Origin of the sequence: Vibrio sp. 10N.239.312.D08, assembly GCF_041466145.1 — a bacterium.
In the GTDB taxonomy this organism is placed as follows: domain Bacteria; phylum Pseudomonadota; class Gammaproteobacteria; order Enterobacterales; family Vibrionaceae; genus Vibrio; species Vibrio crassostreae_C.
This window is the reverse complement of sequence record NZ_JBFSSD010000034.1, coordinates 26,998-48,421: the sequence shown is the minus strand read 5'-3', so window position 1 is coordinate 48,421 and position 21,424 is coordinate 26,998. Positions and strand designations below refer to the sequence as shown.

General features: G+C 46.9%; 19 protein-coding genes. 15 read left to right on the top strand and 4 right to left on the bottom strand.

From position 1 onward, the window contains the following. The first annotated feature begins 96 nt into the window (after positions 1 to 96). From trkA to AB6D58_RS17150, 3 genes are all read left to right on the top strand, one after another. Complete coding sequence (gene trkA, locus AB6D58_RS17160; protein WP_004735766.1) at positions 97 to 1,473, top strand: Trk system potassium transporter TrkA; 1,377 nt, start codon at positions 97 to 99, stop codon at positions 1,471 to 1,473. Positions 1,474 to 1,569: 96 nt separating this feature from the next. Further along, on the top strand, positions 1,570 to 3,015 hold the full coding sequence (locus AB6D58_RS17155; RefSeq protein ID WP_372130348.1) for a TrkH family potassium uptake protein: 1,446 nt from the start codon (positions 1,570 to 1,572) through the stop codon (positions 3,013 to 3,015). Between the two features lie 26 nt (positions 3,016 to 3,041). After that, complete coding sequence (locus AB6D58_RS17150; RefSeq protein WP_017065828.1) at positions 3,042 to 3,617, top strand: DUF3157 family protein; 576 nt, start codon at positions 3,042 to 3,044, stop codon at positions 3,615 to 3,617. Here AB6D58_RS17150 and AB6D58_RS17145 read toward each other — a convergent pair. Both AB6D58_RS17145 and AB6D58_RS17140 read right to left on the bottom strand, forming a co-directional pair. After that, a complete protein-coding gene (locus tag AB6D58_RS17145) occupies positions 3,614 to 4,267 on the bottom strand; it encodes a hemolysin III family protein (RefSeq protein ID WP_017063010.1) in 654 nt (217 codons plus the stop codon). The genes AB6D58_RS17150 and AB6D58_RS17145 overlap by 4 nt on opposite strands. Positions 4,268 to 4,423: 156 nt before the next feature. Further along, complete coding sequence (locus AB6D58_RS17140) at positions 4,424 to 5,215, bottom strand: sporulation protein (protein ID WP_017058778.1); 792 nt, start codon at positions 5,213 to 5,215, stop codon at positions 4,424 to 4,426. Positions 5,216 to 5,498: 283 nt separating this feature from the next. On the opposite strand from AB6D58_RS17140, the gene AB6D58_RS17135 reads away from it, so the two are divergent. The 6 genes from AB6D58_RS17135 (at position 5,499) to AB6D58_RS17110 (ending at position 10,618) form a co-directional block, all read left to right on the top strand. Continuing rightward, complete coding sequence (locus AB6D58_RS17135) at positions 5,499 to 5,666, top strand: hypothetical protein (RefSeq protein WP_004739323.1); 168 nt, start codon at positions 5,499 to 5,501, stop codon at positions 5,664 to 5,666. A gap of 131 nt (positions 5,667 to 5,797) precedes the next feature. Beyond that, the gene (locus tag AB6D58_RS17130) at positions 5,798 to 6,061 is read left to right on the top strand and encodes a YihD family protein (RefSeq protein ID WP_009848104.1); all 264 of its coding nucleotides are present in this window, start codon (positions 5,798 to 5,800) and stop codon (positions 6,059 to 6,061) included. Between the two features lie 326 nt (positions 6,062 to 6,387). After that, positions 6,388 to 7,806, top strand: coding sequence for a cytochrome c oxidase accessory protein CcoG (gene ccoG / locus AB6D58_RS17125; protein ID WP_017063014.1), 1,419 nt, complete (start codon positions 6,388 to 6,390; stop codon positions 7,804 to 7,806). 73 nt (positions 7,807 to 7,879) lie between these two features. After that, complete coding sequence (locus AB6D58_RS17120; protein WP_017058781.1) at positions 7,880 to 8,866, top strand: serine/threonine protein kinase; 987 nt, start codon at positions 7,880 to 7,882, stop codon at positions 8,864 to 8,866. Positions 8,867 to 8,921: 55 nt separating this feature from the next. Beyond that, a complete protein-coding gene (locus AB6D58_RS17115; protein WP_017063015.1) occupies positions 8,922 to 9,521 on the top strand; it encodes a thiol:disulfide interchange protein DsbA/DsbL in 600 nt (199 codons plus the stop codon). A 140-nt stretch (positions 9,522 to 9,661) separates the two neighbouring features. Next, positions 9,662 to 10,618: a DUF2860 domain-containing protein gene (locus tag AB6D58_RS17110; RefSeq protein ID WP_065584153.1), complete on the top strand. Its 957-nt coding sequence runs from the start codon at positions 9,662 to 9,664 to the stop codon at positions 10,616 to 10,618. A 62-nt stretch (positions 10,619 to 10,680) separates the two neighbouring features. Here the strand turns inward: AB6D58_RS17110 and AB6D58_RS17105 are convergent, their stop codons facing one another. Then, positions 10,681 to 12,204 (bottom strand): YifB family Mg chelatase-like AAA ATPase, encoded by a 1,524-nt coding sequence (locus tag AB6D58_RS17105; RefSeq protein ID WP_017058783.1) that lies wholly within the window; start codon positions 12,202 to 12,204, stop codon positions 10,681 to 10,683. 472 nt (positions 12,205 to 12,676) lie between these two features. Between AB6D58_RS17105 and ilvG the strand changes: the two genes are divergently transcribed. The 5 genes from ilvG to ilvA are packed head-to-tail and all read left to right on the top strand — an operon-like array spanning position 12,677 to position 19,013. After that, positions 12,677 to 14,323 carry an acetolactate synthase 2 catalytic subunit gene (gene ilvG / locus AB6D58_RS17100; RefSeq protein WP_102321080.1) on the top strand — a complete coding sequence of 549 codons (1,647 nt, stop codon included), beginning with the start codon at positions 12,677 to 12,679 and terminating at the stop codon, positions 14,321 to 14,323. Between the two features lies 1 nt (position 14,324). Beyond that, positions 14,325 to 14,609 (top strand): acetolactate synthase 2 small subunit, encoded by a 285-nt coding sequence (ilvM, locus tag AB6D58_RS17095; RefSeq protein WP_017055442.1) that lies wholly within the window; start codon positions 14,325 to 14,327, stop codon positions 14,607 to 14,609. 12 nt (positions 14,610 to 14,621) lie between these two features. Next, complete coding sequence (locus AB6D58_RS17090) at positions 14,622 to 15,590, top strand: branched-chain amino acid transaminase (protein ID WP_372157863.1); 969 nt, start codon at positions 14,622 to 14,624, stop codon at positions 15,588 to 15,590. Between the two features lie 33 nt (positions 15,591 to 15,623). Further along, positions 15,624 to 17,465, top strand: a complete 1,842-nt coding sequence (gene ilvD / locus AB6D58_RS17085; protein ID WP_372157860.1) for a dihydroxy-acid dehydratase — start codon at positions 15,624 to 15,626, stop codon at positions 17,463 to 17,465. A gap of 3 nt (positions 17,466 to 17,468) precedes the next feature. Further along, a complete protein-coding gene (gene ilvA / locus AB6D58_RS17080) occupies positions 17,469 to 19,013 on the top strand; it encodes a threonine ammonia-lyase, biosynthetic (RefSeq protein ID WP_372157857.1) in 1,545 nt (514 codons plus the stop codon). 97 nt (positions 19,014 to 19,110) lie between these two features. On the opposite strand, the gene punR is transcribed toward ilvA, so the two are convergent. Next, positions 19,111 to 20,025 (bottom strand): DNA-binding transcriptional activator PunR, encoded by a 915-nt coding sequence (punR, locus tag AB6D58_RS17075; protein WP_136974240.1) that lies wholly within the window; start codon positions 20,023 to 20,025, stop codon positions 19,111 to 19,113. A 163-nt stretch (positions 20,026 to 20,188) separates the two neighbouring features. On the opposite strand from punR, the gene punC reads away from it, so the two are divergent. Continuing rightward, positions 20,189 to 21,400 carry a purine nucleoside transporter PunC gene (gene punC, locus AB6D58_RS17070; RefSeq protein WP_017063021.1) on the top strand — a complete coding sequence of 404 codons (1,212 nt, stop codon included), beginning with the start codon at positions 20,189 to 20,191 and terminating at the stop codon, positions 21,398 to 21,400. Positions 21,401 to 21,424 lie beyond the last annotated feature (24 nt).

Genomic DNA, 21,424 nt, shown 5'->3' with positions numbered 1-21,424 from the left:
CTAAGAATTTATTTCTTAGCCGCTGTTTCTTTCTAGTGCATTATCAAAATAAAGTTAGATAACTAGAATTACCACGGTAAAGAAAAGAGAAAGGCTATGAAGATCATTATCCTAGGTGCTGGACAAGTTGGCGGTACCCTTGCTGAAAACCTGGTTGGTGAAAACAACGACATCACCATTGTCGACCGTAATGCTGACCGACTTCGTGAACTTCAGGATAAGTACGACCTTAGGGTTGTAAACGGTTATGCCAGCCACCCAAACACACTACGTGAAGCGGGTGCGCAAGATGCCGACATGTTGGTTGCCGTAACCAACATGGATGAAACCAACATGGCTGCGTGTCAGGTTGCTTTCTCTCTTTTCAATACGCCAAACCGAATTGCTCGTATTCGCTCTCCTCAATACCTAGAAGAGAAAGAAGCGTTATTCAAATCAGGTGCCATCCCAGTCGATCACCTGATCGCACCCGAAGAGCTAGTGACCAGCTATATCGAGCGCCTGATTCAATACCCAGGCGCATTGCAGGTTGTGAGCTTTGCTGAACAGAAAGTTAGCCTCGTCGCAGTAAAAGCCTACTACGGTGGTCCACTGGTCGGTAACGCCCTATCTGCTTTGCGTGAGCACATGCCGCACATCGATACTCGTGTTGCTGCTATTTTCCGTCAAGGCCGCCCTATTCGCCCGCAAGGCACTACCATCATTGAAGCAGACGATGAGGTTTTCTTCGTGGCCGCGAGTAACCATATCCGCTCAGTAATGAGTGAACTGCAACGCCTAGAGAAGCCATACCGCCGCATCATGATTGTCGGAGGTGGTAACATTGGTGCAAGCTTGGCGAAACGCCTTGAGCAGAGCTACAGCATCAAGCTTATCGAACGTAGTTACACTCGTGCTGAGAAGCTATCTGAAGAATTAGAAAACACCATCGTATTCTGTGGTGATGCCGCCGACCAAGAACTGCTAACCGAAGAGAACATCGATCAGGTGGACGTGTTCATTGCCCTAACCAATGAAGATGAAACCAACATCATGTCAGCAATGCTGGCGAAGCGAATGGGTGCCAAGAAGGTAATGGTACTGATTCAGCGTGGTGCTTACGTAGACCTTGTTCAGGGTGGCGTGATTGATATTGCTATCTCTCCACAGCAAGCGACCATTTCTGCGCTGCTTACTCACGTTCGTCGTGCTGATATTGTTAACGTATCCTCTCTACGTCGCGGCGCTGCAGAGGCGATCGAAGCCATTGCTCACGGTGACGAAACCACATCGAAAGTGGTTGGCCGAGCGATTGGCGACATCAAGCTACCACCGGGCACCACTATTGGTGCAATTGTTCGCGGAGAAGAGGTTCTTATTGCGCACGATAGAACCGTAATTGAACAAGATGACCACGTTGTGATGTTCCTAGTGGACAAGAAATACGTACCTGATGTTGAGTCTCTATTCCAACCGAGCCCATTCTTCTTATAGCCTTGTTCTCGTAAGCTTCTTCTCGCAACTTTCTTTTTGTGAGAACGACGCTCCGGCACAAAGCTGTAATCTATTTAAGCTATGGTCTATTAAGCTATGGTCAACTTTCGTCCGATATTATTAGTGATAGGGTTAGTGTTATCAAAACTCGCCCTTTTCATGTACATCCCTACATTGGTTGCCTTTTTTACTGGCACCGGTGGCTTCCTCGAGTTTGGTCAATCGGTAGTGATCACGCACATTGTGGCATTCATCTGCTTAAGCTTAGGCCGCTCCGCTAAGTTTCGATTAGGGGTGCGGGACATGTTCCTGATCACCTCTCTGGTCTGGACTATTGCCAGCGCCTTCGCTGCACTACCCTTTGTCTTCATCAACCACATCAGCTTCACTGATGCCTATTTTGAAACCATGTCGGGTATCACCACGACAGGATCAACCGTATTAAGCGGCTTAGACAGCATGTCACCAAGCATTCTATTATGGCGATCTATATTGCAGTGGCTTGGTGGTGTTGGGTTCATCGTAATGGCAGTAGCGGTTCTACCAATGCTTAACGTCGGTGGTATGCGCTTGTTCCAAACTGAGTCTTCCGATTGGTCAGATAAAAGCAGCCCGAGAGCAAAAACCGTCGCCAAGAACATCGTGGCGGTCTATTTGGTATTAACAGGCCTATGCTTGGTGAGCTACCTATTTGCGGGCATGAGTGTGTTTGATGCCATCAACCACTCATTCACCACGCTATCTACAGGCGGTTACTCAACCTCAGACGGTTCTATGAACCACTTCTCGAACAGCGCTCACTGGGTGGGTACTGTATTCATGTTCTTAGGTGGCTTGCCGTTTTTACTCTTTGTCAGTGCGCTGCGCGGTAGAAAGCTCTCTATCCTCTACAAAGATGCCCAAGTGAGAGGCTTCGCTTACCTATTCTTAGTCACCAGTGCTGTGATATCCACATGGCTGGTGGTCAGAGATGGCTACACGGTATTGGATGCGATGCGTGTTTCGATGTTTAACATTGTGTCAGTCGTAACCACAACCGGTTTTGGCTTAGAAGATTTCACCGCGTGGGGCGCTTTGCCTACCACGCTGTTTGCCTTTTTAATGATGGCGGGCGCGTGCTCAGGTTCAACCTCTGGTGGTATCAAGATCTTCCGCTTCCAGATCGCGATGACCATGCTTCATAAGCAGATGATGAAACTGATTCACCCGTCGGGCGTGTTTGTTCAACGCTACAATCAGCGACCGGTGAATGACGATATTGTGCGTTCACTAGTCGCATTTGGTTTGATGTTCTTTATTACGATTATCTTAATTGCAGGTGGCTTGAGCGCGATGGGGCTTGATCCCGTGACCAGTATATCTGGCGCTATCACAGCCGTTGCCAACGTTGGTCCTGGTATGGGCAGCGTTATCGGTCCAACCGGGAACTTTGCTCCACTGCCCGACGCCGCTAAATGGTTGCTAAGCTTAGGAATGCTGATGGGGCGACTCGAGATATTGACGCTCATTGTTCTATTTTTCCCAGCCTTTTGGCGACGTTAACCAAGCACAAAATCAAGGAAACACAGATGAAATCATACGTACTTCTCGCTAGCGCATTGCTCGCAAACTCAGTATTCGTAAGTTCTGCCTTTGCTGATCAAATGGTCACCTTGCCTGATGGCAAGCAAGTGTTACTCAAAGATGATTTTACTTGGCAATACGTGGCACCAAAGCAAACGGAAGCAGCAACGACAACATCAGAGACTGCAGTGCCTGTCGTAGCCGTACCTGTCGCAACGAACACGCGTGGCACTACGATTGTGGTTAATAGTAAAAAGCCAAGCTTACAGCTGTCTCAGTCAGGAGTGGATGTTGTACTGGGTGCAAGTCGCTATGAAGATGGTGAGCTTATCATTCCGACAGCCATCACTAACCAAGGCACTCAAGCGGTCATTTTGGTATCACTTAACATCAGCGTATTTACTGCAGAAGGTGAGTTGTTGGCAGAAGAAGAAGTTGCTGTGTGGAAATCAATCAAACGAATGGCCGACACATACCTACGACCAAAGACGGGTGAAGAAGGCAAGCTCATCAAGCTCGACCTAGAACAACACCCTGAATATCAGATTAAAGCTGAGATTACTGAGGTACTGGCTCGCTAAACCGGAGTCACGTACAAATAAATAGCGAAGAAATGGCAAGCGCAGCCCGCCAACACAAACAAATGCCAGATGGCATGATTGTAAGGGATGCGTTTTGCCACATAGAAAATCACACCCAACGAGTAAATCACGCCACCGAGTGCTAGTAGCACCAAACCACCCATCTCGATATTCATCGCCAGTTGATAAACCACAATCAGCGATAACCAACCCATCGCCAAGTAAGTCACCAATGACAAACGCTTAAATCGGTAGACGAAGGCAATCTTCATAATGATTCCGACTAGCGCGATACCCCAAATCACTGCCATCAAACCCATCGCCAATGGTGTTCTTAAACTCACCAATAAAAATGGCGTGTAACTGCCAGCGATCAATAAGTAGATCGCACAGTGATCGAGAGTTTTCAGTAATCGCTTGGTCTTTTCTGTGGTGATCGAGTGATAAAGCGTGGAAGCGAGAAAGAGTAGGATAATACTGCTGCCATATACCGCCATACTCGCAATAGTCAGTATGTCGGCTTGATGGTCAAACGCACGAATCAGCAGCAGGATTAAACCAACCACGCCAAGCACAACACCCAAGCCATGGGTTATCGCATTGGCGCGTTCTTCGATGTCACTGTATTCGCTCGCCGATGATGCAGACATGATTATCCTACTAGAGTAAATGTTCGATTTGCCTAGTATTGCACATTAAGCTTACACGTGTAAGCTTAAATTTTTATGACATCTTTTATGACATTAATAACGCCTAAACGGTGTGATGAAGCTAAGGTCTCTAAAGCTACAGAACCAAAGAGCTAACTAAGATGCGTTGTCTAGATACTCAAGTACCATCTTGCCCGCATCTTGTGGTGACGTATCCAATGGCACACTCAATTGACGCTGCAGTTGGCCAATGCCTAACAAGCTCGCCAACATGCCTTTTGCACCATCGCGATTACGGTCTATCTCAAACCACAACTTAAGCTCGGTTTCATCACGATGAGCAACCACTTCCAGTTCACGCCAGCGGCCATGATATGGACCAGTGGTAGGGACAAACTCAAACTCTTGAACAAATGGCAGTTCAAAGCCCTCTACTGCTTCGCACTCAACTTGGCGAATGCGTAAACCTTGAGCTTCTAGTTCATTAAAAATACCATCAAGAAGTGCATCTGGGCGAACCGTTAAAATATCCTTATCCGATGGATCAATCGCCATCGCAATATCGAGCCCGGTTTCTAGCCACACCTTTGAATCACCAATCGTGACAGGTGTGTTCAGCGGGACATCAAACTCACATTCAAAATCACGGGTTTCACCCGGCTGAATAACAAAGGCATACGGCAGGCTCCATTTGGCCAACGAGTATGTCTGGTGCATTCGACGTGTTTGACCGCCCTCTTGCCTTTGCGAATTCATAGTAATTTCTTTGACGTAACGACAGCACAAGTTGAGATCGATATTGTCGATCTCTTGTGGCTGAGCGCCACCATAGACATGCACAATAATGCTCGCCTTCTTGCCTGGATAAAGCACTTCCTGTTGCAATACAGAATCCACCTTGGCAGATCCAATTCCAAAACTTGCTAACGTTTTCTTTAAGAACGACATATGCACCTCCTTTAAAGCATCATCTTAAGCCTGAAAGAGGTTCAAACTCAAATATACTGCTCACACTATTTTAGCTCTAATATCGTCTATTTATCACTCAGGCGTCGATCGATAACTTAGATAGTGATAATCTAAGCCTTGATATGCATGCATATCATTATCCTGATTTATTCTTCGGATTGGCGAAAGCCAGACGAGTGACGCTTCAAGCAATTGAGGTGGAGCTCATGGTAAATCAGGCCATTAGATTGGCAATGGATATGCCTGACCGTTAGGTAAATTAATGCGCCCAACAGCTGTCAGGTTCTCGCACACCAACCGTAGTGCGATGCGTCGTCGTAGTGGCTTTGTTGCTGCTCCAACGGCTAAGAAATTGGCTCCTACAATGACTCTAGTTGAGAAGACTGCTTTATTAGCACCGACTACAACGAAAGTGATTAAAGCCGCTTAACAAAAAGCGCAGTTTTTACTGCGCTTTTTTCTTGCCCGCTCCCATCTTGAAATGTGTTTACACATTGGTATTCCCTACCCGATTTGATACCTTAGCCACAAATCATTATAAAATTTGTGGAGAAATAAAGTATGAAGTGTCACCGCATTGAAGAACTGCTTGAACTGATGGAGCCTGAGTGGCAGAAAGATCAAGAGCTTAACCTATTAGAGTTCATCATTAAGCTATCAAAAGAAGCGGGCTACCAAGGCAAGCTTGAAGAACTGACTGACGATGTTCTTATCTATCACCTAAAAATGCGCAACAGCGAAAAAGATGAGATGATCCCGGGCCTGAAAAAAGACCAAGAAGATGATTTCAAAACCGCAATTCTAAAAGCACGTGGCCTTCTTTAGTCGCCCGTTAGTTTAGAGCTCAATTGCCGTATAGATAAAACACTCAATTTTAAAAAGCGACCACCAGGTCGCTTTTTTGTTTCTGTTCGCTATTTTTTCGTCACAACTGTTATGACTTTTGTTGTTAAAGGTTGATAGCGTTAAAGAAATGAGAACAAGATTGTCGCTATAATCGCCATCCATAAGAATCTTCTAAAATAATAAGAGTGAGTGCGATAACAACAAATGCACCAAGCTCAATTTCAACAGGTTCTCTAAACCATACTTTCAAGTAATGTCGTCATGCCCGACTTAACCGGGCAAACAAGCCACAAAAAGGATAGTCCATGAGTCAGGATAAAATCGATATCAAAGATGTGACTCCTAAAACCTTTAACCCGAAAACACATAAAGGTAATGGAGATCGATTTAACCCAAGTAACCGAATCTATGTTCGAGAAAGCAAAGGTAAATTCCAACAACTGCGTCGCTATGGCGGTTGGTTCTTACTTTTACTTTTTGCGCTTATCCCATGGATTCCCTTTGGTGAACGTCAAGCGATCTTGCTCGATATCGGCAGCCAACAGTTCAACTTCTTTGGCACCACCTTATACCCGCAAGATCTGACCCTACTCGCGATCCTATTTATGATTGCCGCGTTTGGCCTGTTTTTCATAACCACCTTCTTAGGCCGTGTCTGGTGTGGCTATTTATGCCCACAAACCGTCTGGACCTTCATGTATATCTGGTTCGAAGAGAAGCTAGAAGGCGCTGCCAATAAGCGAAGAAAACAAGACTCGGGCAAACTGACGAGCAATTTAATCCTCAGAAAAACCCTCAAACACATTGCGTGGTGGGCGATTGCCATTGCGACGGGCTTAACCTTTGTTGGTTACTTCATCCCAATCAAAGAGTTAGTGGTTGGCTTCTTTACCTTTAACTCGTCTTTCTGGCCGGTGTTTTGGGTACTGTTCTTTGCTGGATGTACTTATGCCAATGCGGGTTGGATGCGTTCAATTGTTTGTCTGCACATGTGTCCTTACGCGCGTTTCCAGTCGGCAATGTTCGATAAAGACACCTTCATCGTTGGTTACAACACAGAACGTGGTGAAAGCCGTGGCCCTCGCTCTCGTAAAGCCGATCCAAAAGAGCTTAGTCTAGGCGACTGTATTGACTGTAATCTGTGTGTACAAGTGTGCCCTACGGGTATCGATATCCGTGACGGCCTGCAATACGAGTGTATTAACTGCGGCGCGTGTATTGATGCCTGTGACAACACGATGGAGCGTATGGGCTATGAGAAAGGCCTGATCAATTACACCACCGAGCACAGACTTGAAGGTCACTCGACCAAGGTAATGCGTCCCAAGCTGTTGGGCTATGGCGCTATCTTGATCGTGATGCTGGGCTTGTTCTTCGCCCAAATCGCGAGCGTTGATCCTGCCGGCCTAAGTGTTCTGCGTGACCGAAACCAACTGTTTAGAGTCAATAACCAAGGGTTGGTTGAAAACACCTACACCTTGAAAGTGATCAACAAGACTCAACAAGAGCAAGAGTACAAACTCGATGTTAGCGGACTGCCCGATTCTATCTGGTATGGTAAACAGACGATTACTGTCGATCCAGGCGAGGTTTTGAACCTACCTATCAGTTTGGGCGCCGACCCAGAAAAACTGAGCTCACCAGTTTCGACAATTCAGTTTATACTCTCGGATAATGAAGAGTTTACGATGGAAGTCGAAAGCCGCTTTATCAAGAAGCTCTGATACCCGCACCGTAGTGCTTGGTATAACAACCCAATAAATGGAAAAAGGCTCAGTAATGAGCCTTTTTTATTCTATGACGATGCAAGCCTTTAACTTTGATAACCTGACTCCTGACTTCATGTGGTACGCACTGGAGAGCATCGGAGTTCGCGCTGAATCCGGGCTTCTCGCTCTCAACAGTTACGAAAACCGTGTCTATCAGTTCACCGATGAAGACCGTAAGCGCTACGTCGTTAAGTTTTACCGTCCACAACGCTGGAACAAGGCACAGATCCAAGAAGAGCATGACTTCGCACTCGAGCTTATCGAACAAGAGATGCCGGTTGCGCCTCCAATGCGAATCAACGGTGCAACCTTACATGAATACCAAGGCTACCTATTTGCACTATTTGAAAGTGTTGGCGGCAGACAGTATGAAGTTGACAATCTAGATCAATTGGAAGGCGTAGGACGCTTTCTTGGTCGTATTCATAAAGCCAGCGCGGGAAGAACATTCCAGCATCGCCCGACCATCAGCTTAGATGAATACCTTTATCAGCCACGTAAGATTCTAGAGAACTCTCAGTTTATCCCGACGCACCTAGAAAATGCCTTCTTCAATGACGTTGACCTTCTGATCAAAGAGCTAGAGAGCCAGTGGCCGAGCAACATTGAGAATATCCGCCTGCACGGTGACTGCCACCCTGGCAATATTTTGTGGCGCGATGGGCCAATGTTCGTCGATCTTGATGACGCACGTAACGGCCCTGCGATACAAGATCTGTGGATGCTGCTCAATGGCGAGCGCCAAGATAAGCTGATGCAACTGGATATTTTGCTAGAGAGTTACCAAGAGTTTTGCGATTTTAATACCGCACAACTGAAACTAATCGAACCACTACGCGGTCTACGTATGGTGCATTACATGGCATGGTTGGCGAAACGATGGCACGATCCTGCGTTTCCTCTGGCCTTCCCGTGGTTTAATGATCCGAAATATTGGGAGCAACAAGTACTTGCTTGTAAAGAGCAAATTGCTACCCTGCAAGAGCCACCACTTTCGTTAATGCCTCAGTGGTAACAGCAATCGCAACATACAACTAGATAAAAATTCAAACATAATGGAGATTGGATAAATGAAAAAGCTATTCGCATTTTTCTCATTGATCATGTTGAGCCTTACCGCTCACGCTGCGAAATTTAACGAAGGTGAACACTACAAAGTTCTCGACCTAGAAGCATCAAAAAAACCAATGGTGACAGAGTTCTTCTCTTTTTACTGCCCACACTGTAATAGCTTTGAGCCAATCATCCAGCAGCTAAAACAACAGCTACCTAAAGACGCTAAGCTACAGAAGAACCATGTTTCATTCATGGGTGGCAACATGGGTCTGCCAATGAGCAAAGCTTACGCGACAATGATTGCACTGAAAGTTGAAGATAAAATGGTGCCAGTGATGTTTAACCGCATCCACACAATGAACAAGCCACCACGTGATGAAGAAGAACTGCGTCAAATCTTCCTAGACGAAGGCGTTGATGCGAAGAAATTCGATGCTGCGTATAACGGCTTTGCTGTAGATTCTATGGTTCGTCGCTTCGACAAAGCATTCAAAGACAGCGGCCTTTCAGGTGTACCCGCTGTTGTGGTTAACAACCGCTACCTAGTAGAAGCTCAAGGTATCAACTCTCTTGATGAGTACTTCGAGCTCGTGAACTTCTTATTAAAGAAGTAAGCCATTGATGAAAGGAAGCTTCGGCTTCCTTTTTTTTTGCTAGTTCAAAAATCATTATTGATAAATAATTAACCTGGAAGTTTAAAGCTTTACTGCTATCAATAACCCGTCCTAAGAACCGGTGGGCAAGGAGCCCTTGAATGAAAATAAAAATAACTCTCTTGGCATTGAGCGTTGCGGCTTCTCCCGCTTTTGCCAAGCTTGCAGACCAACAAGGTTTCAGTGGTGAAATCTCTCTCAATACCGGGGTTACCTCTTCCACCTCGAACTTTAATACCGATGCTGATAGCAATCTTTCATCCACAGATCAGAAGGCTTCTTCGGAAAGCTCTTTTCTGGTTGCTCCTTTAGGTAGTGTTGCTTATACCTTTGGTGAAAAGCTAAACCATCAGGTATACACAGGTACCGCGCGAGATGATGTAGCAACAGGTACTGTAGTTCTCGAAGTCGGTTACAAATACCAACTTGAGTCAGGCATGGTGATCGACGCTTCACTGCTGCCAACCATTATGTCTGGTGAAACTTGGGCTGATCCATACAACACCACATCAGCTCGCACCAAGACCGATGAAACTGGCAATGCGTTTCGTTTGAAGCTAAGCAACATTGCGGGCTCAGCTTTCTCGCTAGACATGGCCTATGCGACCAAAGATGTCGACAAGGATGATATTCAAGATCAAGAGCTCAAACGAGATGCCAATACTCTCTACTTGAAAGGTCAATATCGCCTGCCACTTAGTCGTACCATGATGCTTATTCCATCCGTCATCTATCAAACACGTGATGCTGATGGTAAAGCTGAATCTTACGACCAATTCGGTGGTGAGGTAAGCTTGTTTGGTGGCATGGGGCGTCACCAGTACGCACTAACAGCGGGTTACAGCCAACGCTCTTACGATGCGAGCAACCCGATCTACGACAAGAAACGCAGCGACGACAATATCAACCTATTCGCCGCCTATGAGTATGATCAATTCATGGATTGGGAAAACTGGTCGTTTATTTCACTGGCAGGCTACGGCACCAGCGACTCGAACATTACCTTCTACGACGAGTCTCAATATATAGTTTCAGTTGGCTTGAACTACAAGTTCTAACCTTAGCGAGTATGAACTGCAATCCAACGAAAGCCTGCATCTAAGCAGGCTTTTTCTGCTTGCTAGACAGCTTGAGCTGTGAGTTGTTTCAGCAAGCGATCCATCGCGCGATAGCCTAGCGCTTCTGATAGATGTTTCTTTTCGATCTGCTCGTTACCGTCAAGGTCGGCAATGGTTCGTGCCACCTTAATAATTCGATGATAAGCACGAATCGATAAACCCAAGCGATGTAGTGCTGTCTCAAGAAACTCTGCATCTTCGCGTCGCAGTGGGCAATACTTCTCAATTTCTCGGCTACCTAACAGTGCATTCGATTTATGGTTGCGAGATAGCATTAACTCTCGCGCCTGCCTAACCCTTTGCTTAACTACTTGAGTGGTTTCACCGCGATCACCGCCTTCGGCCAACATTCCTTTTGGCAACAGAGGTATCTCCAATGACATATCGAACCTATCCAGCAAGGGCCCAGATAAGCGATTGAGGTAACGCAGGATGATCTGTGGGTTGGCGCGCGCCTGGTTACCTTCGTAATAACCCGTTGGACTTGGGTTAAGTGCACCGACCAATTGAAAACGCGCAGGAAAACGAGTCTTGCCCGCAGCACGGGAGATAATGATCTCGCCCGACTCTAGTGGCTCTCGTAATGAATCAAGCACCTTGCGCTCAAACTCCGGCATCTCATCTAAGAACAATAAGCCGTTATGCGCTAAAGAGATCTCTCCGGGGCGAGGCACCGAACCACCACCCACTAATGCCGCCATTGAACTGGAATGGTGAGGAGAGCGAAAAGGTCGTTGCTTCCAGTTGTATTGATTGATTTCTTGTTGCGTTAACGAGGCCACCGACGCGGTTTCCATCGCTTCGTCATCACTCATTTCAGGTAATAGGTCACGCAGTCGAGAAGCGAGCATAGTTTTTCCGGTTCCGGGTGGGCCAAGAAACAATAAGTTATGATTCCCAGCAGCGGCTATCTCTAGAGCTCGCTTTCCTTGTTGTTGGCCGATAATATCTTGTAGGTCGCGAAGCACTGAAACATCAGCCTGATGATGTTCCGTTCTATATAGCCCAAGCTGAGCCTGTCCACACATGTCAGCACAAACCTCCAACAAGGTTTGTGCAGATTTATGCGCTCCCTTGCCCACCAGCGCAGCCTGATCACCGTTATGATGTGGGACAACTAAGCATCGCTCTACACTGTCGGCGGCTAACGTCGCAGGTAAAACGCCCTTTACCGAGCGAAGTTCTCCTGACAATGCCAACTCACCGATAAATTCATGTTGAGCTATTTTTGATGTCGGAAGCTGATCTGACGCCACCAAAATCCCAAGCGCGATGGGCAGGTCAAAACGGCCACCTTCTTTGGGCAAATCGGCTGGGGCGAGATTGACCGTGATTCTTTTCGATGGAAACTCAAAGCGAGAATTGATGATCGCGCTTCTCACTCGGTCTTTAGATTCCTTGACCGTTGTTTCAGGTAGACCCACCAGCGTGAAACCAGGCATTCCGTTGCTTATATGCACCTCAACGGTCACTTCTGGCGCCTCTACACCCACACTAGCTCGGCTATGAATTATCGCGAGTCCCATAACTTTCCTTTGTCTTTGATTTAAAAGTATTCGCTCTGGATATTCGTTGCTCACCAAAGCGATAAGGTTGTTATATAGCTTGGTGGAATGGTATTTTAATGTGAAAAAAGAATGACATTTCCCTTGTCATGCGGCAGATTTGTGTGATAACACTAGAGATGTAGACATTTACTGAAGACAATAAACGAGAAAACTCGAATATTATGATTTTTAACGCTCGCATTTACGCACTGATTAACCTGATTATCGTAGTCATTATTAAGACTGCGCGGGGGCGAGTGGGAAGAAAGTAACCACGAATTAGAAAAAACCCCCGCACTGACAAGTCCGGGGGTTTTTTCTAATTTAAACATTCGATTTTTATATTTTTGAGCATTTTCGGCTTTGCCGATTTACAGGAAGAATGGGAGCACAAGATGTGCAGAGACAAAGGAAACAGTTACCAAAATAAAGGTAATACGGGAGAATTCCGATGAAAGGCGCAGAACTAGTCGTATCCGCACTCAAGCAACAAGGAATTGAGACCGTATTTGGTTACCCCGGTGGTGCCATCATGCCAATCTACGATGCACTCTATGACGGCGGGGTTGAACATATCCTATGTCGCCATGAGCAAGGCGCCGCTATGGCCGCGATCGGCATGGCTAGAGCAACACAAGATGTCGCTGTTTGTATGGCAACCTCGGGACCAGGTGCAACCAACCTAGTCACTGGCCTTGCTGATGCCTTTATGGATTCAATCCCATTGGTTGCTATCACAGGTCAGGTTGCAAGTTCCCACATTGGTACCGATGCATTCCAAGAAATGGATGTGATTGGTATGTCTCTGTCATGTACTAAACACAGCTACCTAGTAACTGATATTGAAGAGCTAGCTCCAACCCTCGCTGAAGCGTTTGTGGTAGCAAAGTCTGGCCGCCCTGGCCCGGTTATCGTCGATATCGCTAAAGACGTTCAACTAGCAGAAGCACCTGTTAACGCTCTTCCTGAATTTACTCCACCCGCAATTCCTGTTGCGACAACTGATGCCATTGAACAGGCACAGTACTTTTTGTCTCAAGCGACCCGTCCTGTTTTATACGTAGGTGGTGGTGTTCAACTTGCTAAAGCAACCGATGCGGTTCGTGAGTTTTTACGCCTAAACCCAATGCCAGCAGTAAGCACACTGAAAGGCTTGGGCACTATCGAACGTGACGACCCACACTACCTTGGCATGCTGGGTATGCACGGCACTAAAGCCGCTAACCTTGTGGTTCAAGAGAGTGACCTGTTGATTGTTGTCGGTGCTCGTTTTGATGACCGAGTAACTGGCAAACTCGATACCTTTGCGCCGCATGCTAAGGTTATCCATATCGATATCGATGCCGCTGAGTTCAGCAAACTGCGTCTTGCCAATGCGCCAATTCGCGGTGACATCAACAAGATCATGCCTCAACTAGAGCTAAGCCAAGACATCTCCTCTTGGGTTCATCACTCTGAAGGTCTTCGTAGCTCATTCAAATGGCGTTACGACCACCCTGGTGATCTGATTTTTGCTCCACTGCTGTTGAAGCAACTGTCAGACATGATGCCAGCAAGCTCTATCGTATCGACTGATGTGGGCCAACACCAAATGTGGGCAGCTCAGCACATTCAGCCTCGCGATCCACAGAACTTCATTACCTCTGCCGGTTTAGGCACCATGGGCTTTGGCTTGCCAGCTGCAATGGGTGCTTCGGTTGGGCGTCCTGATGACCAATCTATTCTAATCTCTGGTGACGGCTCGTTCATGATGAACATTCAAGAGCTTGGCACATTGAAGCGTCGTCAGATCCCAGTGAAGATGGTACTGCTTAATAACTCTCGTTTGGGTATGGTTCGCCAATGGCAATCGCTGTTCTTTGATGGCCGCCACAGTGAAACTATCTTAGATGACAACCCTGATTTCGTGATGCTCGCGAAAGCGTTCGATATCCCGGGCAAAACCATCACGCGTAAAGAAGAAGTAGAGCCAGCACTAAAAGAGATGCTAGAGAGCAAAACCGCTTACCTACTTCATGTTCTTATCGATGAAGAAGAAAACGTATGGCCACTAGTACCGCCAGGTGCTTCAAACAGTGAGATGTTGGAGAACACATAACATGAAAAGATACCTATTAGACATCAAAGCCGATGATAAGCCTGTACTACTAGAGCGTGTTCTTCGTGTTATCCGCCACCGTGGCTTTATTGTTAAGCAAGTAGCGGGCACTCAAAACCACGAAAGCAAAGTGGCGAGTGTTGAGATCATTGTAGACAGTGACCGTCCGATCTCTTTCTTAGTCAATCAAATCGAAAAGCTGTGGGATGTGCGTACCGTTGACGTTATCTCTATCAGTCGTAATGAATTGCCAAACAACAACTTACAACAAAAGATAAACGCATAAGGAACCACAAACATGACAGCTAAAACGGCAGACTATATTTGGTTTAACGGTGAGATGGTTCCTTGGGCAGAGGCGAACGTTCACGTCCTGACTCACGCAATGCACTACGGTACTTCTGTGTTTGAAGGTGTTCGTTGTTACAACACACCAAAAGGGCCGGTTATCTTCCGTCACCCTGAACATGCTAAGCGCCTAAAAGGCTCAGCAAAAATCTATCGCTTCCCTATTCCTTACACTGAGGAAGAAATTATGGAAGCGACTCGCGAAACGCTACGCCAAAATAAGCTAGAGTCAGCGTACATCCGCCCTCTAGGTTTCGTAGGTAACGTTGGTTTGGGTGTCTGCCCGCCAGAAAATACTGAGATGGAACTGATCATCGCTGCTTTCCCTTGGGGGGCTTACCTAGGCGAAGAAGCACTAGAAAACGGCGTTGATGCAATGATTTCTAGCTGGAACCGTGCCGCTCCAAACACGATCCCAACCGCAGCAAAAGCCGGTGGTAACTACCTATCTTCACTATTAGTTGGTGGCGAAGCTCGCCGTCATGGTTACGATGAAGGCATCGCACTGAGTGTTGATGGTTACCTTTCTGAAGGGGCTGGTGAGAACATCTTTGTGGTACGTAACGGCGTGCTATCCACACCACCAGCGACCAGTGCGATTCTGCCGGGTATCACGCGTGATTCGATCATGACACTAGCAAAAGACATGGGTTATGAGATCCGTGAAGAGAACATTGCTCGTGAAGCGCTATACCTTGCTGATGAAGTATTCATGACAGGCACAGCGGCGGAAATCGTTCCGGTTCGTAGCGTAGACAAAATTACAGTAGGTGAAGGCAAACGCGGTCCTATCACTGAAAAAGTTCAAGCGGCTTACTTTGGTCTATTCAATGGAACCACTGAAGATAAGTGGGGCTGGTTAGACTACGTTTACCCAGCAGACCAAACTTCAGAAAACCAAACGCAAACAACTAAGTAAGCAACAGCCAAATATTTTATAAGGATTTAAGCAATGCCAATCTATCGTTCAGCAACGACTACCCACGGACGCAACATGGCTGGTGCGCGCGCTTTATGGCGTGCAACTGGTGTTAAAGATGATGACTTCGGTAAGCCAATCATCGCGGTTGTAAACTCTTTCACTCAATTTGTACCAGGCCACGTTCACCTTAAAGATATGGGTCAACTGGTTGCGGGTGAAATCGAGAAAGCGGGCGGTATCGCTAAAGAATTCAACACCATCGCGGTTGATGATGGTATCGCAATGGGTCACGGCGGCATGCTGTACTCACTGCCATCACGTGAGCTTATCGCAGACTCAGTAGAGTACATGGTGAATGCGCACTGTGCAGATGCGATGGTGTGTATCTCTAACTGTGACAAAATCACTCCGGGAATGATGATGGCTGCTATGCGCCTAAACATCCCAGTGATCTTTGTATCAGGCGGCCCAATGGAAGCAGGTAAAACCAAGCTTTCCGATCAAATCATCAAGTTAGACCTTGTTGATGCAATGATTCAAGGTGCCGATCCAACGATTTCTGATGAGCAAAGTGAGCAAGTAGAACGTTCTGCGTGTCCGACATGTGGTTCTTGTTCAGGTATGTTCACGGCTAACTCAATGAACTGTCTAACTGAAGCGCTAGGCCTATCTCAGCCTGGTAACGGTTCTATGCTAGCAACGCACGCTGACCGTGAAGAGCTATTCATCAATGCTGGTAAGCGTATCGTTGACCTGACTAAGCGTTACTACGAGCAAGATGACGCATCAGCACTGCCTCGTAACATCGCGAACCGCGCAGCCTTTGAAAATGCAATGGCTCTAGATATCGCAATGGGTGGCTCGAGTAACACCGTTCTTCACCTATTGGCAGCAGCTCAAGAAGGTGAAGTCGACTTTGATATGGGTGATATCGACGAGATGTCTCGCCGCGTTCCACACCTATGTAAGGTTGCGCCTTCAACACCTAAATACCACATGGAAGACGTTCACCGCGCTGGTGGTGTTATGGCAATCCTAGGTGAACTAGACCGCGCAGGCCTACTGAACAATCAAACTCGCACTGTACTTGGCCTAAGCATGCAAGAGCAGCTAGCTCAATACGACATCATGCAGACAGAAGACGAAGCAGTGCTTAAGTTCTTCCGTGCTGGCCCTGCAGGCATTCGTACTACCAAAGCATTTTCACAAGATTGCCGTTGGGATCGTCTTGATGACGACCGTAAAGAAGGTTGTATCCGTACTAAAGAGAACGCATTCAGCCAAGAAGGCGGCCTGGCGGTTCTTTCGGGCAACATCGCGGTTGATGGCTGTATCGTTAAGACAGCAGGCGTTGATGAAGAAAACCTGAAATTCCAAGGTCCTGCTATCGTATTTGAAAGCCAAGATAGTGCTGTTGATGGCATCTTAGGTGGCAAAGTGAAAGCGGGCGAAGTGGTTGTTATTCGTTACGAAGGTCCTAAAGGTGGTCCGGGCATGCAAGAAATGCTTTACCCAACCACTTACCTAAAATCTATGGGTCTAGGCAAGTCTTGTGCTCTATTAACAGATGGACGTTTCTCTGGCGGTACATCGGGTCTGTCTATCGGTCACGCTTCTCCAGAAGCAGCAAGTGGCGGTGTGATTGGTCTAGTAAACACTGGCGATATCATCACTATCGACATCCCTAGCCGTTCAATCACACTTGATGTGCCTGAAGCCGAGCTAGAAGCGCGTCGTGTTAAGCAAGACGCACTAGGCTGGAAACCAGAAAACCGTCAGCGTGAAGTTTCATTCGCACTGAAAGCTTACGCAAGCATGGCAACCAGTGCCGACAAAGGCGCCGTGCGTGATAAGTCTAAGCTAGAGGACTAGTCTATGAGTGATGACACGGTCAGTCCCGTAAAACAAACTGGCGCAGATTACCTGCGTCAGATCCTGAGAGCGCCAGTTTACGAAGCGGCAATCGTGACACCTCTGCAAGAGATGCCTCGCTTAAGTGCTCGTATTGGTAATCAGGTTCAGCTAAAGCGTGAAGACCGTCAGCCGGTTCACTCGTTCAAGCTACGTGGTGCCTATAACATGGTATCAAGCCTTTCAGAGCAACAGAAAGCCGCAGGTGTAATTGCAGCATCGGCAGGTAACCATGCTCAAGGTATGGCGCTGTCCGGTTCTAAGCTTGGTATTCAAACCACGATTGTGATGCCGAAAACCACACCAGACATCAAGGTTGATGCGGTACGTGGCTTTGGCGGTAACGTGGTTCTGCACGGCAGCAACTTTGATGAAGCTAAAGCAGAGGCTGAACGTCTTTCAGCTGAACACGGCTATACCTTTGTTCCTCCATTCGATCACCCGTTGGTGATCGCTGGTCAAGGCACCATGGGTATGGAGATGCTGCAGCAAAATGGTCACATGGATTACATCTTTGTGCCTGTCGGTGGCGGTGGCTTAGCTGCTGGTGTTGCTGTGTTAGTAAAGCAGCTGATGCCAGAAATCAAGGTTATCGCGGTTGAACCAGAAGACTCATCTTGTTTGAAAGCAGCACTGGATGCTGGTGAGCCAGTGGTTCTTGATCAAGTGAGTATGTTTGCTGATGGCGTTGCGGTTAAGCGCATTGGTGAAGAGACATTCCGTCTGTGTCAGCAGTACATCGATGGTCACATTGCCGTGTCTAGCGATGAGATCTGCTCTGCGGTCAAAGACATCTTTGAAGACACTCGTGCGATTGCCGAGCCTTCTGGTGCGCTTGCTCTGGCTGGTTTAAAGAAGTTTGTAGAGCAGAACCAACTGCAAGGCAAACAACTGGCAACTGTACTTTCTGGTGCTAATACCAACTTCCATGGTCTGCGCTATGTGTCTGAACGTTGTGAGCTGGGTGAAAAGCGAGAAGGTCTACTTGCGGTTACGATTCCAGAGCGACAAGGAGCATTCCTAGAGTTCTGTAATATTATTGGTGGTCGAGCGGTAACTGAGTTTAACTACCGCCACAACGACGAAAGCCTAGCGAATATCTTCGTTGGTGTACGCCTACAAGGTGGTCAAGAAGAACTCGAACACATCATCAATGACTTACGTGAGGGCGGCTACCCGGTTGTCGATCTCTCTGATGATGAGATGGCAAAACTGCACATTCGTTACATGATTGGTGGCAAACCATCAAAACCATTGAAAGAGCGCCTATACAGCTTCGAGTTTCCTGAATACCCAGGAGCATTGATTAAGTTCCTTGATACCTTAGGTACCCATTGGAATATCAGCCTGTTCAACTACCGTAACCACGGCGCTGATTACGGCCGTGTATTGTGTGGATTCGAACTGGATGATGATGATTTAGCTCAGTTCTCAACACATCTACGAGAGCTTGGCTATCAGTGTAAAGATGAAACCGATAACCCTTCCTACAAGTTCTTCTTGTCATAAGAGTTAACGACCGAATCAAAAAGAGCGAGTATTTACTCGCTCTTTTTATTGGTGCTGATTCAACTCAAACTTGAAAAGGATCTTCTCGCTAAGATCATTAGACCGCCTTGCGATGATCCAACCAATCTTGGTGAAGTTGTTCACTCGATCCTAGGTATTTCACCATCCACTCGATCAACTTATGGTTATCGTCTTTTCGCCACACCAAACAACAATGACTCTGCGGACTCGGTTCAGGCAGTATTTTTTCCACCAGCAAGCCTTGTTCGATAATTGGCGCGGCAATGTGCCTCGGCATATAACCCACCCCTACTCCATTTTTAAGGCATTCAATTGCGCTATACCAATTGGGTAACAACAGGCGTCTTTGACTTGAGTAGTGGCCTGTGTGTCGCTTAGGGAGCACACTGGAGGTATCATCCAAGCAGATGGCTGGATATTGGCTCACGAACTCTTCATTGAGGTTCTGTTCGCGCACACACGGGTGACTTGGCGACATTACAAATGCCCAATCTAATTGCCCCATGTCTTTGACTTCAAAATCGCCACCAACTGGCACAGCTGAGGTGGCGCCAATCACGATATCCGCCCTGCCCTGTGCAATCGCTTCCCATGAGCCGTTGAATACCTCCATGTTGATCTGAAGTTCGGCAAACTCAAAGGTTTGATAGAACTCTTCAATCATCGGCTTCATCTTGTCGAGCTTCACCACATTATCGAGCGTCAGACGCAAGGTTTTCTTCCAACCTCGAGCTGCTCGACGAGTCTGGGCACTGACCTCTTCCATTTGCCTCAGTAGTGCACGCGCCTCTTCAATGAACAGTTCACCTGCCGGAGTGAGCTCAACCTTTCTCGGTAAACGCCTGAAAAGCAGCACATCCAGTTCTTGTTCGACCTGTCTGACACCATAACTGATCGCCGAGGGCACTTTGTGCAACTGCTCAGCCGCCGCGGTAAAACTGCCCAAGCGCGCTACCGTATCGAGCATTTCTAAAGAGGATTTAGAGAACATAAGCCTTCAAATTTTTTGATTGATAACCACATATTTTAGCGTTTTATTTTATCAGGTCTGAAAAATAGAATGTCAGCATAAATAAACAGGGGCTTTCACTTCTGTATATCAAACAATTTTTTTGATGATAAAAACATCATTACCTTTAGCTTAATGGCATCTTATGAATATTTCTAAATTTCAATTGGTCTACCTTGCAGTTCTTTCAATGCTTGGCTTTATTGCGACCGATATGTACCTTCCTGCATTTAAGGCAATGGAAGTTGATTTCGCAACCGGCCCAGAGCAGATTGCCCTGTCTTTAACGGTATTCCTTGGCGGTATGGCAATGGGTCAGCTTCTTTGGGGTCTGGCGAGTGACAAGTATGGTCACCGTAATACGCTGGCGGTTGGTCTTGTTATCTTTACTGCAGCTTCATTCGGCTTAGCATTCAGCACCGAGGTATGGCATCTACTGACACTGCGCTTCATTCAAGCGATCGGCGTATGTGCTCCTGCGGTAATCTGGCAAGCAATGGTTATCAAGCGTTACTCACAAAGCAGTAGCCAACAAATTTTTGCAACCATCATGCCTTTGGTTGCGCTATCTCCTGCATTAGCACCTCAGCTAGGTGTGTTACTGGCGGATAGCTTTGGCTGGCACAGCATCTTCATCACATTAACCTTGATGGGTGCACTGCTAGTGGCGACAACAATGGCTCAACCAAAAGAAGCGCCTGAAGTAAAACAGACATCGATTAAGACAGACATCAAGATGTTGCTTAAATCAAAGCCTTACATGGGTAATGTCTTAATGTTTGCTTCAGCATCTGCAGCGTTCTTCGCTTACCTAACGGGTATGCCAGAGATCATGGCTCAACTAGGTTATGAAGCAAAAGACATCGGTTTGAGCTTTATCCCACAAACAATCGCGTTCATGGCGGGTGGTTACTTCGGTAAGCAAGCAGTGAAGAAATATGGCGATGGCGTTGTACTAAGAAACCTTATCGGTTTGTTCAGTGTAGCGGCGATGCTTATCTTTATCGCATCACAGTGGGAACTGACGTCAATCTGGCCTCTACTAGCACCTTTCTGTTTGATTGCTGTCGCAAACGGTGCTCTTTACCCAATCGTAGTAAACCGTGCCCTATCAAGCGCTAAACAAAGCCCAGCAACAGCTGCTGGCCTACAAAACAGCCTGCAAATCAGTATCAGTGGCCTATCAAGTGCATTGGTCGCAGCAATGGCGAGCCAAGCACTAAGCGCGACGGGTATTGCAGTTGTGATCTGTTTGGGTGCATTGTGGGTTGGTTATATTGTTTCGAACAAAGAGCTTTCTGAACACTTCGCGACACCAGACAACTCTCGAGTGGTCGCTGACGAGAAACAAGACTAATTTCTGGATTAACGAAAACAAAAA

Bases quoted from the DNA above. Each gene is read 5' to 3' on its own strand.
- trkA (WP_004735766.1), top strand. From the start codon at position 97: ATGAAGATCATTATCCTAGGTGCTGGACAAGTTGGCGGTACCCTTGCT.
- AB6D58_RS17155 (WP_372130348.1), top strand. From the start codon at position 1,570: ATGGTCAACTTTCGTCCGATATTATTAGTGATAGGGTTAGTGTTATCA.
- AB6D58_RS17150 (WP_017065828.1), top strand. From the start codon at position 3,042: ATGAAATCATACGTACTTCTCGCTAGCGCATTGCTCGCAAACTCAGTA.
- AB6D58_RS17145 (WP_017063010.1), bottom strand. From the start codon at position 4,267: ATGTCTGCATCATCGGCGAGCGAATACAGTGACATCGAAGAACGCGCC.
- AB6D58_RS17140 (WP_017058778.1), bottom strand. From the start codon at position 5,215: ATGTCGTTCTTAAAGAAAACGTTAGCAAGTTTTGGAATTGGATCTGCC.
- AB6D58_RS17135 (WP_004739323.1), top strand. From the start codon at position 5,499: ATGCGCCCAACAGCTGTCAGGTTCTCGCACACCAACCGTAGTGCGATG.
- AB6D58_RS17130 (WP_009848104.1), top strand. From the start codon at position 5,798: ATGAAGTGTCACCGCATTGAAGAACTGCTTGAACTGATGGAGCCTGAG.
- ccoG (WP_017063014.1), top strand. From the start codon at position 6,388: ATGAGTCAGGATAAAATCGATATCAAAGATGTGACTCCTAAAACCTTT.
- AB6D58_RS17120 (WP_017058781.1), top strand. From the start codon at position 7,880: ATGACGATGCAAGCCTTTAACTTTGATAACCTGACTCCTGACTTCATG.
- AB6D58_RS17115 (WP_017063015.1), top strand. From the start codon at position 8,922: ATGAAAAAGCTATTCGCATTTTTCTCATTGATCATGTTGAGCCTTACC.
- AB6D58_RS17110 (WP_065584153.1), top strand. From the start codon at position 9,662: ATGAAAATAAAAATAACTCTCTTGGCATTGAGCGTTGCGGCTTCTCCC.
- AB6D58_RS17105 (WP_017058783.1), bottom strand. From the start codon at position 12,204: ATGGGACTCGCGATAATTCATAGCCGAGCTAGTGTGGGTGTAGAGGCG.
- ilvG (WP_102321080.1), top strand. From the start codon at position 12,677: ATGAAAGGCGCAGAACTAGTCGTATCCGCACTCAAGCAACAAGGAATT.
- ilvM (WP_017055442.1), top strand. From the start codon at position 14,325: ATGAAAAGATACCTATTAGACATCAAAGCCGATGATAAGCCTGTACTA.
- AB6D58_RS17090 (WP_372157863.1), top strand. From the start codon at position 14,622: ATGACAGCTAAAACGGCAGACTATATTTGGTTTAACGGTGAGATGGTT.
- ilvD (WP_372157860.1), top strand. From the start codon at position 15,624: ATGCCAATCTATCGTTCAGCAACGACTACCCACGGACGCAACATGGCT.
- ilvA (WP_372157857.1), top strand. From the start codon at position 17,469: ATGAGTGATGACACGGTCAGTCCCGTAAAACAAACTGGCGCAGATTAC.
- punR (WP_136974240.1), bottom strand. From the start codon at position 20,025: ATGTTCTCTAAATCCTCTTTAGAAATGCTCGATACGGTAGCGCGCTTG.
- punC (WP_017063021.1), top strand. From the start codon at position 20,189: ATGAATATTTCTAAATTTCAATTGGTCTACCTTGCAGTTCTTTCAATG.